Origin of the sequence: Pseudomonas sp. GM30, from assembly GCF_000282275.2 — a bacterium.
In the GTDB taxonomy this organism is placed as follows: domain Bacteria; phylum Pseudomonadota; class Gammaproteobacteria; order Pseudomonadales; family Pseudomonadaceae; genus Aquipseudomonas.
On sequence record NZ_AKJP02000019.1, the window covers coordinates 39522 to 54900 of the forward strand.

General features: G+C 60.4%; 10 protein-coding genes and 1 riboswitch. Of the genes, 6 read left to right on the plus strand and 4 right to left on the minus strand.

Going from position 1 to position 15379, the window contains the following annotated elements; genetic code table 11:
* Window positions 1-26 precede the first annotated feature (26 nt).
* Window positions 27-845, plus strand: coding sequence for a M48 family metallopeptidase (locus tag PMI25_RS13160; RefSeq protein ID WP_007967719.1), 819 nt, complete (start codon window positions 27-29; stop codon window positions 843-845).
* A 171-nt stretch (window positions 846-1016) separates the two neighbouring features.
* Here PMI25_RS13160 and PMI25_RS13165 read toward each other — a convergent pair whose 3' ends face one another.
* From PMI25_RS13165 to PMI25_RS13175, 3 genes are all read right to left on the minus strand, one after another.
* Window positions 1017-1601, minus strand: coding sequence for a TMEM165/GDT1 family protein (locus PMI25_RS13165; protein ID WP_007967721.1), 585 nt, complete (start codon window positions 1599-1601; stop codon window positions 1017-1019).
* 88 nt (window positions 1602-1689) lie between these two features.
* Window positions 1690-1814, minus strand: a riboswitch (yybP-ykoY riboswitch).
* A gap of 39 nt (window positions 1815-1853) precedes the next feature.
* Window positions 1854-2852, minus strand: coding sequence for a class I SAM-dependent methyltransferase (locus PMI25_RS13170; RefSeq protein WP_003228088.1), 999 nt, complete (start codon window positions 2850-2852; stop codon window positions 1854-1856).
* A gap of 33 nt (window positions 2853-2885) precedes the next feature.
* Window positions 2886-3851: a 2-hydroxyacid dehydrogenase gene (locus PMI25_RS13175; RefSeq protein ID WP_007967723.1), complete on the minus strand. Its 966-nt coding sequence runs from the start codon at window positions 3849-3851 to the stop codon at window positions 2886-2888.
* A 272-nt stretch (window positions 3852-4123) separates the two neighbouring features.
* Here PMI25_RS13175 and PMI25_RS13180 point away from each other — a divergent pair, with 272 nt between their 5' ends.
* The 5 genes from PMI25_RS13180 to PMI25_RS13200 all read left to right on the plus strand — a co-directional run bounded on the left by PMI25_RS13180 (window position 4124) and on the right by PMI25_RS13200 (window position 13244).
* Window positions 4124-4753, plus strand: a complete 630-nt coding sequence (locus PMI25_RS13180; RefSeq protein ID WP_007967726.1) for a LysE family translocator — start codon at window positions 4124-4126, stop codon at window positions 4751-4753.
* A gap of 255 nt (window positions 4754-5008) precedes the next feature.
* Window positions 5009-6691: a fatty acid--CoA ligase gene (locus PMI25_RS13185; RefSeq protein ID WP_007961833.1), complete on the plus strand. Its 1683-nt coding sequence runs from the start codon at window positions 5009-5011 to the stop codon at window positions 6689-6691.
* Window positions 6692-7028: 337 nt separating this feature from the next.
* A complete protein-coding gene (locus PMI25_RS13190; RefSeq protein ID WP_007961832.1) occupies window positions 7029-8918 on the plus strand; it encodes a DUF1302 domain-containing protein in 1890 nt (629 codons plus the stop codon).
* A gap of 28 nt (window positions 8919-8946) precedes the next feature.
* The gene (locus PMI25_RS13195) at window positions 8947-10311 is read left to right on the plus strand and encodes a DUF1329 domain-containing protein (RefSeq protein WP_007961831.1); all 1365 of its coding nucleotides are present in this window, start codon (window positions 8947-8949) and stop codon (window positions 10309-10311) included.
* 200 nt (window positions 10312-10511) lie between these two features.
* Window positions 10512-13244: a LuxR C-terminal-related transcriptional regulator gene (locus tag PMI25_RS13200; RefSeq protein ID WP_007961830.1), complete on the plus strand. Its 2733-nt coding sequence runs from the start codon at window positions 10512-10514 to the stop codon at window positions 13242-13244.
* Window positions 13245-13326: 82 nt separating this feature from the next.
* Here the strand turns inward: PMI25_RS13200 and PMI25_RS13205 are convergent.
* A partial coding sequence (locus PMI25_RS13205) for a beta strand repeat-containing protein (RefSeq protein WP_007961827.1) occupies window positions 13327-15379 on the minus strand: 2053 nt, incomplete at its 5' end.

Sequence of the window (15379 nt, forward strand, 5' to 3'; positions counted from 1 at the left end):
GCGGCAGGTTTTCAGGGAGCTTTTGAATGAACAAGACATTGGTTGTAAGTGCACTGAGCGCAGCGCTGTTGCTGGCCGGTTGTCAGTCGGTCAACACCACCAGCGGCGGAGCCGTCGGTGTGGAGCGCAAGCAGTACATGTTCAGCATGCTGTCCTCGCAAGAGGTCGACCAGATGTATGCCCAGTCCTATCAGAAGACCGTTGGCGAGGCGTCGAGCAAAGGCGTGCTGGACAAGACCAGCCCCGAAGCCAAGCGGGTTCAGGCGATTGCCAACCGGCTGATCGCCCAGGCACCGAACTTCCGTCCGGACGCCGCGCAGTGGCAATGGGAAGTCAATCTGATCAAGAGCGATGAGCTCAACGCCAACTGCGGCCCTGGCGGCAAGATCATTTTCTACACCGGGCTGATCGACAGCCTGAAACTGACCGACGATGAAATCGCTGCGGTCATGGGCCATGAAATCGCCCACGCCCTGCGCGAGCACGGTCGTGAAGCGATGTCCAAGGCTTATGGCATTGAAATGGCCAAGCAGGGTGCCGGTGCGTTGTTCGGTCTGGGACAGGACAGCCTGGCGCTGGCCGACACCGTGGCCAACTACGGCATGACCTTGCCCAACAGCCGCGCCAACGAAAACGAAGCCGACCTGATCGGTCTGGAACTGGCCGCGCGCGCCGGCTACAACCCGAATGCGGCGATCACCTTGTGGAACAAGATGAGCAAGGCTTCGGAAGGTGCACCGCCGGAGTTCATGAGCACTCACCCGGCCTCGGCCAGCCGGATCGCCTCGTTGCAGGCGGCGATTCCGAAAGTCATGCCGCTGTACGAGAAAGCCCCGAAATCCTGAGATAGACCGGGCCATTGTGGCGAGGGAGCTTGCTCCCGCTCGGCTGCGAAGCAGTCGTAAATGCAGCAAATGCGGTGAAACTGTTAAACCGCGATTGCAGAGGTTGGGCCGCTCCGCAGCCCAGCGGGAGCAAGCTCCCTCGCCACAGTTCAGTGTTACTTCAGGCTGGAATTAAACCCAGCCGCTGCTCTGCATCGCCTTGTACACCGCCACGATCGCCAGAATGAAGAACGCCGAAGCCGCCAGGCGACGGATCAAGGTCAGTGGCAATTTCTCCGCGGCAAAGTTACCCGCCAATACCACCGGCACGTTGGCAATTAGCATGCCCGCCGTGGTGCCGATAATCACCAGCCACAGCTCTGGGTATTGCGCCGCCAGCATTACCGTGGCGATCTGCGTCTTGTCACCGATTTCCGCCAGGAAGAACGCGATCAGCGTGGTCAGGAATGGCCCGAATTTGCGCGCGGTGCTGGCTTCATCGTCGTCCATCTTGTCCGGGACCAGTGTCCACAGCGCAGTGGCGGTGAAGCTCGCGGCGAGAATCCAGTGCAGAACAGAATCGGAGAAGAAGCTGCCGAACCAGGCGCCTACCGCACCGGCTGCCGCGTGGTTGGCCAGGGTCGCGGCGACGATACCGGCGATGATCGGCCAGGGTTTGCGAAAGCGAGCGGCGAGAATCAGCGCGAGCAGTTGCGTCTTGTCGCCGATTTCGGCCAAGGCAACGATTGCGGTGGGAACGAGTAACGAGTCCAGCATCAGGATTTTCCTAAGGGGCGGGTCGACACGGCTATGACACGTACAGCCTTCCCGCCCCGGGTAAGGTGTGCGTGTCATAGGTCTTGTCAAACCCTGCGATCCGTCTGGTGCGGACGCTTGGGTCGCATACGCCATGATCTGAGGATCAAGTATGTTGACGTATGCCGGACGAGCTTGGCGCTCGTGGGAGACTACTCCCCTAGGACGGAGCGGATTCTGCCTAGGCAGAACCCATTCGGCAAGTGCTAATTTTCAGCCGCGCTTGGCCCGGTAAATCCGGAAACCATTGCCTTCGGCCTTGATCGCACACACGCCCAGATGCTCCTCGATCAGCGGCTGATACTTCAGGAAACTGTTCGCAACCAGGCGCAGTTCGCCACCGTTTTTCAGATGTTTGGCCGCTTTTCGCAGCAAGTTCTCGGTGGCGAAATAATCGGTATGCACCCCGACATGGAACGGCGGATTGCTCAGAATCGCGTTCAACCCCATCGGCGCGGCGTCGATGCCGTCACCGGTCAGCACCTCGGCTTCCAGACCGTTGGCCGCCAACGTCAGGCGGCTGCTGGCGGCGGCAAACGCATCGACGTCGAGCAGGGTCACCTGATTGTGTGGATAGCGCCGTTTGACCGCCGCGCCCAAAACCCCGGCGCCACAGCCGAAGTCGAGCAGGTGGCCGCTCGGCAACTTGTCCAGATGCTCCAGCAGCAGGGCGCTGCCGCGATCCAGTCGACCATGGCTGAACACGCCCGGCAGACTGATGACTTTAAGCGGACCTTCGGCCAGCGGCAGCTCATAGGTCTGCGCCAGGCTTTCCAGTGATTTGGCTTCAGGTGCGTTGGCCACAGTCACTTGCCACAGTTGGCAGTGACGGGCGCTGTCGAGTTTGCGTGGTTTGCCGAACGGGTTGAGCTGCTTCGATGCACCCTCGATGCCGCTGCGCTTTTCCCCGACCAGAAACACCTCGCGCCCGGGCAGACGTGCGGCCACGGCGTTGAGGATGTAATCGGTCAGATCCTTGGACTTGGGCAAAAACACCACGGCGCTGTCGAACTCGCGCTCCGGCACGTTCACGCCGAAATGGCTGCGACCTTCGAAGCGCGCATCGAGGGCGGCCTGATCGCCGGCATGCCAGCACCAGCCGAATGCATTGGGCAGGCGCCCGAGCAGATCGTCGGCAGGCAAACCGGCCAACAGCAGCGAACCCTGAAATAATTCGGCCTGACGAAGCAGTACTTCACTGCGCGGATCCATAACTGCTCCCTGGAAAAAAAGTGCCGCAGTTTATCAACTGACGACCCGCAGCGCTTCACCGCTGAAGAACGCCTGTGCGTTTTCGGTCAATTGGCCGACGATACGCTGCCGTGCTTCACGGCTGCCCCAGGCATTGTGCGGGGTGACGATCAGTCGGGGAATATCGGCGACCAGCAACGGATTGCCGTTGACCGGCGGTTCAACGCTGAGCACATCGGTGGCCGCGCCGCCGAGGTGACCGTTGCGCAAGGCATCGGCCAGGGCCTGCTCGTCGATCAACCCGCCACGGGCGGTGTTGACCACGAAGGCGCCGGGTTTCATCGCCGCCAGTTCGCGGGCACCGATGAAGTGTCGGGTGTGTTCATTGAGCGGGCAGTGCAGGGTCAGGGCGTCGATCTGCGGCAGCAGTTCGTTTAGTGGCAGACGATCCGGGCGTGCCGGGCGGCCGGGAATCTGCCCGAGCAACACACGCATGCCAAACGCTTCGGCCAGCCGCGCGACCGCGCCGCCGAGCTCACCGTGACCGAGCAAACCGAGGGTTTTGCCTTCCAGCTCGACAATCGGGTAGTCCAACAGACAGAACTGTTGCGCCTGCTGCCAGCGACCTTCGCCGACGGCTTTCTGATAATCGGCCAGGCGCGTGGCGAGATTGAGCAGCAACATGATCGTGTGCTGCGCCACCGACGGCGTGCCGTAACCCTGACAGTTGCACACGGTGATGCCGTGGGCGCGAGCCGCGTCCAGATCGACGTTGTTGGTGCCGGTGGCGGTGATCAGGATCAGTTGCAGATCCGGGTTGGCGGCCATCGCGGCGGCATCGATGCGGATCTTGTTGGTGATCGCCACGCTGGCGCCGTGCAGGCGTTCGGCGACTTGTTCAGGGGCGGTCTGGGCGAACAGTTGCAGGTCGCCGAAGCAGGCGCGCAACGGGCTGAGGTCGAGATCGCCGAGATCCAGTGACGGGTGATCAAGGAATACGGCGCGGCGCGGGTTCGTCATCAACTGTACCTTTTGTGCTTGGAACGGAAGGCGTAATCTGCCGAGCCTACCAGATGAAACAATTGGTTACTCACAGCGCCCGCAATACCCTGTGGCGAGGGAGCTTGCTCCCGCTGGGCTGCGAAGCAGACCCAAACCCATTCACCGTACTGTGTCAGGCACACCGGTGTTTCAGGTTTTACGACTGCTGCGCAGCCGAGCGGGAGCAAGCTCCCTCGCCACAGGGTTTGAGCCAGTTGATGAATTGTTTTACTCATTAAAGAGGAGCCCCCATGTACTGGACCGAATTCTTGACCGTTGCCCTGATCCATCTGCTGGCCGTGGCCAGCCCCGGCCCGGACTTTGCCGTGGTGGTGCGCGAGAGCGTGACCCATGGCCGTCGCGCCGGCACCTGGACCGCACTGGGCGTGGGCACGGCGATTTTCCTGCATGTCGGTTATTCGTTGCTGGGCATCGGCCTGATCGTGTCGCAGTCGATCGTGCTGTTCAACGCCTTGAAATGGGCCGCCGCCGCTTACTTGCTGTACATCGGCTTCAAGGCGCTGCGCGCGCAACCGGCGAAAGTCGTGGCCGATGATCTGCACAAAGAGGCCGGCGTACGCACGGCGCGCGGCGCGTTCACCTCGGGCTTCGTGACCAATGGTCTGAATCCGAAAGCCACGCTGTTCTTCCTGTCGCTGTTTACCGTTGTGATCAACCCGCACACGCCACTGGCGGTGCAGGCGGGTTACGGGGTTTACCTGGCCGTTGCGACCGCGTTCTGGTTCTGTCTGGTGGCAATGCTGTTCAGTCAGCAACGTGTACGTGCCGGTTTTGCCCGCATGGGCCATTGGTTCGACCGCACCATGGGCGCGGTGCTGATCGCTCTCGGCGTGAAAATCGCGTTTACCGAGATGCATTGATCACACTCACTTGTAGGAGCTGCCGCAGGCTGCGATCTTTTGATCTTCTAAAAGCAGAGTCAAAAGATCGCAGCCTGCGGCAGCTCCTACCGGAGGACAATCCGCCTGATCCGCGCTGAATACCGGCAAATGCTGGCGCAAAGCTAGCATTTGTACGGCTGTGCAAATCATTCCTTCGGCTGATTTGACTGGGGTATAACGGCTCTAGAGTAACGCTCTCTACGCCAACACCGTGCAGCCAGAAAAGGGATTCATATGTTGCAGACTCGCGTCATTCCCCCGGCCGATGGGGCCTACCAGTATCCATTGCTGATCAAACGGCTGCTGATGTCCGGCGCCCGTTACGAGAAAACCCGCGAGATCATCTACCGAGACCAGTTGCGCTACAGCTATCCGACCCTGATCGAGCGGGTTGCGCGGCTGGCCAACGTGTTGACGGCGGCCGGGGTGAAGGCGGGTGACACCGTGGCGGTGATGGACTGGGACAGCCATCGCTACCTCGAATGCATGTTTGCCATTCCGATGATCGGCGCGGTGATCCACACCATCAACGTGCGTCTGTCGCCGGAGCAGATCCTCTACACCATGAACCACGCCGAGGACCGCTTCGTGCTGGTCAACAGCGAGTTCGTCGGGCTGTATCAGGCCATCGCGCCGCACCTGACCACGGTGGAGAAAACCCTGCTGCTCACCGATCTGCCGGAAAAGACCGCCGAGCTGCCGAACCTGGTCGGCGAGTACGAGCAACTGCTGGCCGCCGCGAGTCCGCACTACGACTTCCAGGATTTCGACGAAAACTCGGTCGCCACCACCTTCTACACCACGGGCACCACCGGCAACCCGAAAGGCGTGTACTTCACCCATCGGCAACTGGTGCTGCATACCATGGGCGTGTCGACGATCATGGGCGCGATCGACAGCGTACGGCTGCTCGGGACCAACGACGTGTACATGCCGATCACTCCGATGTTCCACGTGCATGCCTGGGGCTTGCCTTACGTGGCGACCATGCTTGGTCTCAAGCAGGTTTATCCGGGGCGTTACGACCCTGAATTCCTCGTCGAGCTGTGGCGCAAGGAGAAGGTCACGTTCTCCCACTGCGTGCCGACCATCCTGCAGATGCTGCTCAATGCCAAAGGCGCGCAAGGCACCGATTTCGGCGGCTGGAAGATCGTCATCGGTGGCAGCGCGCTCAACCGCACGCTGTATGAAACCGCCAAGGCCCGGGGCATTCAGCTGACGGCGGCGTACGGCATGTCGGAAACCGGGCCACTGGTTTCCTGCGCGCACCTCAACGACGAGTTGATGGCCGGCACCGAAGACGAACGCACCACTTACCGGATCAAGGCCGGTGTGCCGGGGCCGCTGGTGGAAGCGGCGATCGTCGATGGCGACGGCAACTTCCTGCCCGCCGATGGCGAAACCCAGGGCGAATTGGTGCTGCGTGCGCCATGGCTCACCGAGGGCTATTTCAACGAGCCGCAGAAGGGCGCCGAGCTCTGGGCCGGCGGCTGGCTGCACACCGGCGATGTGGCAACGCTCGACAGCATGGGCGTGATCGACATCCGCGACCGCATCAAGGACGTGATCAAGACCGGCGGTGAGTGGATCTCCTCGCTGGACCTGGAAGACCTGATCAGCCGCCACGCGGCGGTACGCGAAGTAGCAGTGGTGGGCATCGCCGATCCGCAGTGGGGCGAGCGGCCGTTTGCACTGCTGGTGATCCGCGAAGGGCACGCGATCGGCGCACGCGAACTCAAGGAACACCTCAAGCCGTTCGTGGAACTGGGGCACCTGAGCAAGTGGGCGATTCCAAGTCAGATCGCCCTTGTTACGGAAATTCCCAAGACCAGTGTCGGCAAACTCGACAAGAAGCGCATTCGCCTCGACATCACCGAATGGCAGGCCAACAACAGCACCTTCCTCTCGACGCTCTGAGCGTCTGCTGGCGCGCCGAAACCGGCGCGCCAGACCCACCAAGCAAGCGCTTGGCTTGTGAAATCGAAAAAATCAGCCATCCTTGCCGGGCCGACATCTGTCGGACTGGCGAAAGGACTGTTCCAGAGTGGCCGGCAGTTGCAAATCACACTTTAGAGGGATCAAGCAGTACCCCCTGCTGGCTATAGTCCGCTCAAGGATTTTTAAGAACGGGGCACACGCACGAACAGGGGCGATGCAACTTTGGAGTGACGTCGGGCGGCTATTGGCTCCCGGTCTTCCAGGCGTTTTTAAAAGTACTCACTGCCATAACAATAATGCACATGGAGTAGCGTCGATGACATCAGTAAACCAGTTCTGGCGCCGGGCTAAACTGCCTCTGGCCGTCAGTCTTGCCTCTACGCTCGCCGGGCCCGCATTCGGCGTCAGTTTCAACGTCGGTGAAATCGAAGGTCAGTTCGACTCCTCGCTCTCCCTGGGCATGAGTATCTCGACTCAGCAGCCGAACAAGGACCTTATTGGTGTCAACAACGGCGGAAAGGGCCTGTCCCAGACCTCCGATAACGGCCACCTGAACTTCAAGAGCGGGCAAGCCTTCTCGAAGATCTTCAAGGGCATCCATGATCTCGAATTGAAATACGGCGACACCGGGGTCTTCGTCCGGGGCAAATACTGGTACGACTTCGCGCTGCAGAATCAGGACCTGGAATACAAGGACGTCAGCAACCACAACCGCGACGTCGCGGCGCGCTCCTCCGGCGGGCAGATCCTCGACGCCTTCGTTTACCACAACTACTCGATCGCCGATGAGCCGGGTTCGGTGCGTCTGGGCAAGCAGGTGGTGAACTGGGGTGAAAGTACCTTCATCGGTGGCGGCATCAACTCGATCAACCCGATCGACGTGTCCGCGTTCCGCCGTCCGGGTGCCGAAATCAAGGAAGGCCTGATTCCGGTCAACATGTTCTACGTATCGCAGAGCATCACCGAAAACCTCTCGGCCGAAGGTTTCTACCAGATCGACTGGCAGAAGACCGTGACCGACAACTGCGGCACCTTCTTCTCGCAGCCGGACATCGTCACCACCGGTTGCGACGACAACCTGCGGGTCCTGAACAAGCGTTCGACCATTCCGGGCATTGCGCTCGGGCCGTTGGCCGCCGCCGGCGTGGATGTCAACGAAGAAGGCGTGCTGGTGCGCCGTTCGCCCAACCGCAACGCCCGCGACAGCGGCCAGTGGGGCGTTTCCGCCAAGTACATGTTCGACCCGCTGGCCACCGAGTTCGGCGCCTACTTCATGAACTACCACAGCCGTGCGCCGATCTTCAGCGCCACCGGCGCGCCACAACGTATCTATAACGGCGTGGCGGCATTGCCGGGGCCGTTCCAGGCGCTGGGGCCACTGGTCGTCGCAGGCAACTCGAACTACTTCATCGAATACCCTGAAGATATTCGCCTGTACGGTCTGAGCTTCTCCACCACCCTGCCTACCGGTACGGCGTGGAGCGGTGAGGTCAGCTACCGGCCGAATGCGCCGGTGCAGTTGAACTCCACCGACATTCTGTTCGCCGGCGTACGTCCGCTGGGTGGCGCGTTGACCAACGCGTCGATTCTCAACGGCGTGCCGGGTCAGGACCTGCACGGTTACAACCGCAAGGAAATTACCCAACTGCAAACCACCCTGACGCACTTCTTCGATCAGGTGATGGGCGCCAACCGTCTGACCCTGGTGGGTGAGGTCGGTGTGACCCACGTCGGTGGCCTGGAAAGCAAATCCGAAGCCCGTTACGGCCGCGACCCGGTGTTCGGCCCGGGTGAGCTGCCTGCCACGGGTGGTCTCAATACCTGCTCGCAGATCCTCAACAACTCCACGGTCAACGGTGCCGGTCCAGGGGCTTCGCGCGATAACGTTTCCAGCAACTGCAACAACGACGGTTTCACCACGGCCACCTCATGGGGCTATCGCGCTCGGGCCATCTGGGATTACAGCGACGTGTTCGCCGGTGTGAACCTCAAGCCGAACGTGGCCTGGTCGCATGACGTGAAAGGTTACTCGCCAGGTCCTGGCGGCAACTTCGAGGAAGGTCGCAAGGCCATCAGCCTCGGTCTCGATGCCGAATACCAGAACACCTACACCGCGAGCCTGGCCTACACCAACTTCTTTGGCGGCGACTACACGACCGTGGACGATCGTGACTTCGTGGCCTTGAGCGTCGGCGTGAACTTCTAAGCACAGTTTTTTCAGGACGAACACACATATGAAAATAACAAAGAGTCTGTTCCACGCGGGTGTTCTGGGCTTGTCGCTGCTGGCGACCAGCGTCATGGCGGCCGTTCCCGCCGCCGAAGCCGACAAGCTAGGCAAGAGCCTGACCCCGATGGGCGCCGAAATGGCCGGCAACGCCGACGGTTCGATCCCGGCCTGGAAACCGCTGCCGAAAAATGCCGGCACGGTCGACAGCAAGGGCTTCCTGTCCGATCCGTTCGGCAGTGAGAAGCCGCTGTTCACCATCACCGCGCAGAACGTCGAGCAGTACAAGGACAAGCTTGCACCGGGCCAGTACGCGATGTTCAAGCGCTACCCGGACACCTTCAAGATTCCGGTTTACCCGTCCCATCGCGGCTCGACCGTGCCGGATGACGTGTTCGCCGCGATCAAGAAAAACGCCACCACCACCAATCTGGTGGCTGGCGGCAACGGTCTGGAAAACTTCGATACCGCCGTGCCGTTCCCGATTCCGAAAAGCGGTCTGGAGGTGATCTGGAACCACATCACCCGCTATCGCGGTGGCAGCGTGACCCGTCTGGTGACCCAGGCGACGCCGCAAACCAACGGCTCGTTCAGCCTGGTGTATTTCCAGGACCAGTTCGTGTTTCGCGACAAGATGAAGGACTACGACCCGGCCAACCCGGGCAACATCCTGTTCTACTTCAAGCAGAAAGTGACTGCGCCGGCACGTCTGGCCGGTACCGTACTGCTGGTGCACGAAACCCTCGACCAGGTGAAGGAGCCGCGCAAGGCCTGGGTTTACGCCACTGGTCAGCGTCGTGTGCGTCAGGCACCGCAAGTATCGTATGACGGTCCGGGCACTGCGGCGGACGGTCTGCGTACCTCCGACAACCTCGACATGTACAACGGTGCGCCGGATCGCTACGACTGGAAGCTCGAAGGCAAGAAGGAGATGTACATTGCCTCCAACAGCTACAAGATCGACTCGCCGACCCTCAAGTACGCCGACATCATCAAGGCTGGCCACATCAATCAGGATCTGACCCGTTACGAGCTGCGTCGTGTCTGGCACGTGGTCGCCACCCTGAAACCGGGTCAGCGCCATATCTATGCCAAACGTGACTTCTACATCGACGAGGACACCTGGCAGGCAGCGGTCATCGACCACTACGACGGTCGCGGTCAGCTGTGGCGTGTGGCCGAGGCGCATGCCGAGGACTACTACGACAAGCAAGTGCCGTGGTATGCACTGGAAGCCCTGTACGACCTGCAATCGGGCCGCTACCTGGCGCTGGGCATGAAGAACGAAGAGAAGCAGGCGTATGACTTCGGTTTCTCTGCCACCAAGAGCGAATTCCAGCCGGGCAACCTGGGCCAGGACGGTATCCGCTAAGCTTTGACCCGAGGCCGCATCCTCGAAAAAACGCCCCGACTGGTTCGGGGCGTTTTTTTTGCTTTGATTTGCAGGAGCTGCCGGCTCGCTGACAGTCTTTTTGTAGCCATTTGTAGCAGCAACCTTCATAACCGCTACGTTTAAGGCTAGGCTGCGGACATCTGCTACGCCGCCAACAGCCATTCAAACAAGAGCCGGCCATGACTGATCTGTCCCCGCTTCCGGATCCTGCAAGCGCTGCCGTCGCGACACTGGACGGGCGTTTTTTTCGCCCGCCACTGCCCGACGGTTACGTTTTGCGACCGCGTCTGTGTGAACGCCTGAGTGCCGGGCTCGGTGGACGTCTGTTGCTGGTCTGCGCGCCTGCAGGGTTCGGCAAGAGTTCGCTCGCGGTGGAGTTCTGTCAGAGCCTGCCGGCGCACTGGCAAAGCCTGTGGCTGGGATTGAGTCCACGGGATAACGATCCGGGGCGCTTTCTCGAGCGGTTGCTGGAAGGGCTGCAGGATTACTTCCCGGATCTGGGCAGTCGCGCGCTTGGCCTGTTGAAAATGCGCCAGCGTCATCAGCCCTTTGCCTTCGAAGAATGGCTCGACGGCTTGCTCGATGAGTTGGCCCTGCAACTGCAACCGACGGCGCCGCTGTTGCTGGTGCTCGACGACTACCATCTCGCCCAAGGCCCGGTACTCGACCGTTGCCTGCAGTTTTTCCTCAATCATCTGCCCGATGGCTTGCTGGTCATGGTCACCAGTCGGCAGCGCCCGGACTGGCATCTGGCGCGGCTGCGCCTGTCGCGGCAACTGCTCGAACTGCATGAACAGGATCTGCGCCTGACCCATGACGAAGCCCTGACCCTGCTTGATCGGCATAGCACGTCGCTGCGTGGCGAAGCGCTGGAAAACCTGATTCAGCGCAGCGAAGGTTGGGTGGCCGGGCTGCGTTTCTGGTTGCTGGCGGCATCCGAAGCCGGCAACGAAACCGCATTGCCGCAAGCGCTGAACGGCGGGGAAGGGCTGATTCGCGACTACCTGCTCGAAGAAGTCATCGATTGCCTGCCCGTCGAGGTGCAGGCATTTCTCTACGACACCGCACCTCAGGAGCGCTTTTGCAGCGAGCTGTGCGACGCGGTACGTGAAGCCCACGACAGCGGCGAAATCCTGCGGTTTCTGTTGGCGCATCAAGTGTTTCTGGTGCCGCTGGACGAGCACGGGCACTGGTATCGCTATCACCATCTGTTTTCCGATCTGCTGCGCAGCCGGCCCATCGCTCGGGCGATAGTGCCCGCCGCCACACTGCACCTGCGTGCCTGCCGCTGGTTCAATGCGCAGGGCCTTCTCGATGAAGCGGTCGAGCAGGCGCTGCGTGCCGGCCATCTGGATGTGGCGGCGAATCTGGTGCAGAACCTGTCTGAGGAACAACTGCTCGCCGAGCAGAACGTCGGCATGTTGCTGCGTTGGAAGATGGACCTGCCCGACAGCCTGCTGATCAGTACGCCGCGCTTGATCGTGCTCTATAGCTGGGCGCTGGGGCTGGCCTGTCAGCTGGATGCCGCTGAGGAGTTGGCCAGTCATTTAAGTCGCTTTCTGCCGGCGCCTTCGGCCTCCGCACAGAAGTCGATGCTTGCACAGTGGCTGGCGCTCAGCGGGATCATCGCCCGTGGGCGTGGACATCGAGAACTGACCCAGCGCTATTGCAGCGAGGCGCTGGAAAGCCTGCCAGTCAAACGTTATGGGCAGCGGCTGATGTGCCTGTCCACGTTATCCAATCTGGCGATTGCCGATGGCGACCTGTGGCGCGCCCGGGGCTTGAACCGTGAGTCCCTCGAGCTGGCGCAGCGGGTTGGCAATCCGTTGTTCGAAGCCTTGGCGCATTACGACCGGGCGCGGGTGTTGCAGGCCCGTGGCGAGATTCTGCGGGCACTGGATGAGGTGCATCAGGGCCTTGATCGTCTGCGCGGGTTGTCGGCGCAACGTCTGTACGCGGTGCGTGCGCGACTGACGTTGTACGAAGGTTTTCTGTTGTCCATGCGTCTGCAGCCACAGCAGGCCCGGGCTCGATTGCTGAGCGGTCTGGCCGAAGCGCGGGCCTGCCGTGATATCAGTGTGTTGATCGGCCATTGCGTGATCGCTCGTCTGGACGGCAGCTCAGGCGAGTTTGCCAAGGCCTTTGCCGAACTCGCCGAAGCCGAGCGCCTGATGCATATCTGGGACGTACCGCCGATCTACTACCTGGCGATGATCACCCTGGTCAAATGCGAACTGTGGCTGATGCAGGGACGTACCGATTTGGCTGAAGCCTGGTTGGCACGACTGGGCCAGACCTACACCGGCGAGCGTGCAGCGGCGCCGCCGGAGTTTCATCCACAGTTGCCATTGCATGTCGAACTGCAGCAAGCGCTGCTCGATGTGATTCAGGGACAGCCGATGCTCGCCGAAGGGCGGTTGAATGTGCTGCTGGAAAACGGTCAGCAAACCGGTCGACAGTTGCTGTGTGTAATGGCGCTGGCGCAGAAGGTCGCCTTGTTGCTGGGCGCTGGCCGCGAACCGGAAGCGCGCAAGGCGTTGAGCCAGGCGCTGGAAGCGGCGGCTGGCGGTGTGATACAGCCGTTTGACGCACTGATCAGAGAATATCCGGACTGGTTGCGCAGCCAATTGCACGCCTCACCGGCGCTGGCAGGGCAGCAGTTGCTGGTGCATTTTCCGCTGGTGGCTACTCGTCCGGTGGTTGAGTCCACCGCAGCCGAACAACTCAGCAGCCGGGAGCTGGCGGTGCTGCGTTTGATTGCCCAGGGCTGTTCCAATCAGGAAATCAGCGAACAGCTGTTCATTTCACTGCACACCGTCAAAACTCACGCCAGTCATATCAACAGCAAGCTTGGGGTCGAGCGGCGCACACAGGCAGTGGCCAGGGCCAAGGAGCTGGGGTTGCTGGCTTAAGGAATAACTTGCGCGAATAAAAACACCCCGCCGAGGCGGGGTGTTTTTATTGATCGGTTTCGATTGCTCGAGCGTGCAGAGGTTAGACGATTACGTCGTTGGCATTGAGCGAGTTGACACCCACCATGTGCACTTCGAAGTAACCGCCTGCGTCGGCGCTCATGTTCCCCGACAAAACACTATCCACGAAACGCAGTTGCCCGAAGCCGGTGAATTCATTCGAGCCAATGAAGGTCATGTGCTGGATGCCGACGGTCGTCGGGTTGCCGTCAAAGGTGGAGAAGTCGATCTTGTCTCCTTCCAGGGCGTTGAAATCGGTAATGACGTTTTGAGGAGAGGGTCCGCCCATTGCGGCATTGATAAGGAACAGGTTGGTGAAGGCAAAGGTGTCGGCACCGGTGCCACCGTTCAGTGTGGTATTGCCGATTCCGGCGTATAGCGTGTCGTTACCTGCTCCACCGTACAGCTGGTCGATACCGTCAAAGCCCTGGAGTTCGTTATTGCCAGAGTTTCCGATCAGGATGTTATCGCGATTGTTGCCTCTCAGGTACACATCTGCATTGCCTGTTATCGTGCCGTCCTCGAGGTCATACGCAAGGGTGTAGTCGACCGAGGTCAGGACAAGGTCGTGACCTTTATCCGGGGCCTCCATCACGACGTCATTGACGTTATCCACGATATAGGTATCGTCGCCGCCCCCGCCAAACATTTGATCGGCACCAAGGCCGCCATCGAGAATGTTGTTGCCTTCGTTACCATTCAAGAAGTTATTCTGCGCACTACCCGTCAGATTCAGATTGGCGTTGCCAATCAAGGAACCGATTTCGACGTTGTCCGGGAGCGTGAAATCGACACTGGACCAAACGGTATCATTTCCTTCATTGGCAAGCTCAATGACAACGTCCTGAAGATTATCGACGAAGTAGACATCATTGCCGGCGCCACCAATCATGGTGTCCGCGCCAAGCCCGCCATCGATATAGTTGTGGCCCGCGTTACCGGTGATGACGTTGTCCAGCTCGTTGCCCTTCAGCGAGCCATCGAAATTGCCCGTCATCGTCAGGTCTTCGATGTTGGCGCCAAGGGTATAGCCAAAGCCGGTTCGGACCAGGTCGTGGCCTTCGCCAGCCTGTTCGATCACGACATCGTTGACGTTGTCTACGACATAGGTGTCATCGCCGGCGCCCCCGATCATGGTGTCGGCACCCATGCCGCCATCGAGGATGTTATTGCCGATGTTACCGGTGATGCGGTTGTTGACTGCGTTGCCCGTGCCGTTGAGGTTGGCACTGCCAATCAGGACCAGATTCTCGACGTTGGCGCCGAGGGTGTAGTCGATGGAGGAGAACACACGGTCGAGTGCCGTCAGCGAGGCGTCGGTCTCGATGACGACGTCATTGACGTTATCAACGTAGTAACTGTCGAAACCGTCGCCACCGATCATGGTGTCGGCACCAAGACCGCCATCGAGGGTGTCGTCACCGGCGCCGCCATTGAGCGTGTTGTTGGCGCTGTTACCCGTGAGCATGTTGTTCAGGTCGTTGCCGGTGCCATTGATGGCGCTGCCGGTCAGCACGAGATTTTCCAGATTGGCCCCCAGCGTCCAATCGACTGAAGACCGTACGGTATCGATTTCGGTTGTCAGGATACTGGTCTCGATAATGATATCGGCAGAGTTGTCGACGATATACGTGTCGTTGCCTGCGCCCCCTATCAACGTATCGATACCGGCGCCGCCGTCGAGCGTGTTGTTTGCGTCGTTACCGGTGATGCGGTTGTTGACCGAGTTGCCGGTGCCGTTGATGGAATCGTTGCCAATCAGAATCAGATTCTCGACGTTGGCACCGAGGGTGTAGCTGATGGAGGCGAACACACGGTCTAGTGCCGTCAGCGAGGCATCGGTCTCGATAACCACATCACCGACGTTATCGACATAGTAGGTGTCGAAGCCGTCGCCGCCGATCATGATGTCGGCGCCGAGGCCGCCGTCGAGGGTGTTGGCCTGGTCGTTGCCGGTCAGGGTGTTGTTGAGGTCGTTGCCGAAACCGTTGGTCACGGCGTTGCCGGTCAGGACGAGGTTCTCGACGTTGGCCCCCAGGGTGAAACTGACGGAACTGCGAACCGTGTCGATTTCG

Bases quoted from the DNA above. Each gene is read 5' to 3' on its own strand.
- PMI25_RS13160 (WP_007967719.1), top strand. From the start codon at position 27: ATGAACAAGACATTGGTTGTAAGTGCACTGAGCGCAGCGCTGTTGCTG.
- PMI25_RS13165 (WP_007967721.1), bottom strand. From the start codon at position 1,601: ATGCTGGACTCGTTACTCGTTCCCACCGCAATCGTTGCCTTGGCCGAA.
- PMI25_RS13170 (WP_003228088.1), bottom strand. From the start codon at position 2,852: ATGGATCCGCGCAGTGAAGTACTGCTTCGTCAGGCCGAATTATTTCAG.
- PMI25_RS13175 (WP_007967723.1), bottom strand. From the start codon at position 3,851: ATGACGAACCCGCGCCGCGCCGTATTCCTTGATCACCCGTCACTGGAT.
- PMI25_RS13180 (WP_007967726.1), top strand. From the start codon at position 4,124: ATGTACTGGACCGAATTCTTGACCGTTGCCCTGATCCATCTGCTGGCC.
- PMI25_RS13185 (WP_007961833.1), top strand. From the start codon at position 5,009: ATGTTGCAGACTCGCGTCATTCCCCCGGCCGATGGGGCCTACCAGTAT.
- PMI25_RS13190 (WP_007961832.1), top strand. From the start codon at position 7,029: ATGACATCAGTAAACCAGTTCTGGCGCCGGGCTAAACTGCCTCTGGCC.
- PMI25_RS13195 (WP_007961831.1), top strand. From the start codon at position 8,947: ATGAAAATAACAAAGAGTCTGTTCCACGCGGGTGTTCTGGGCTTGTCG.
- PMI25_RS13200 (WP_007961830.1), top strand. From the start codon at position 10,512: ATGACTGATCTGTCCCCGCTTCCGGATCCTGCAAGCGCTGCCGTCGCG.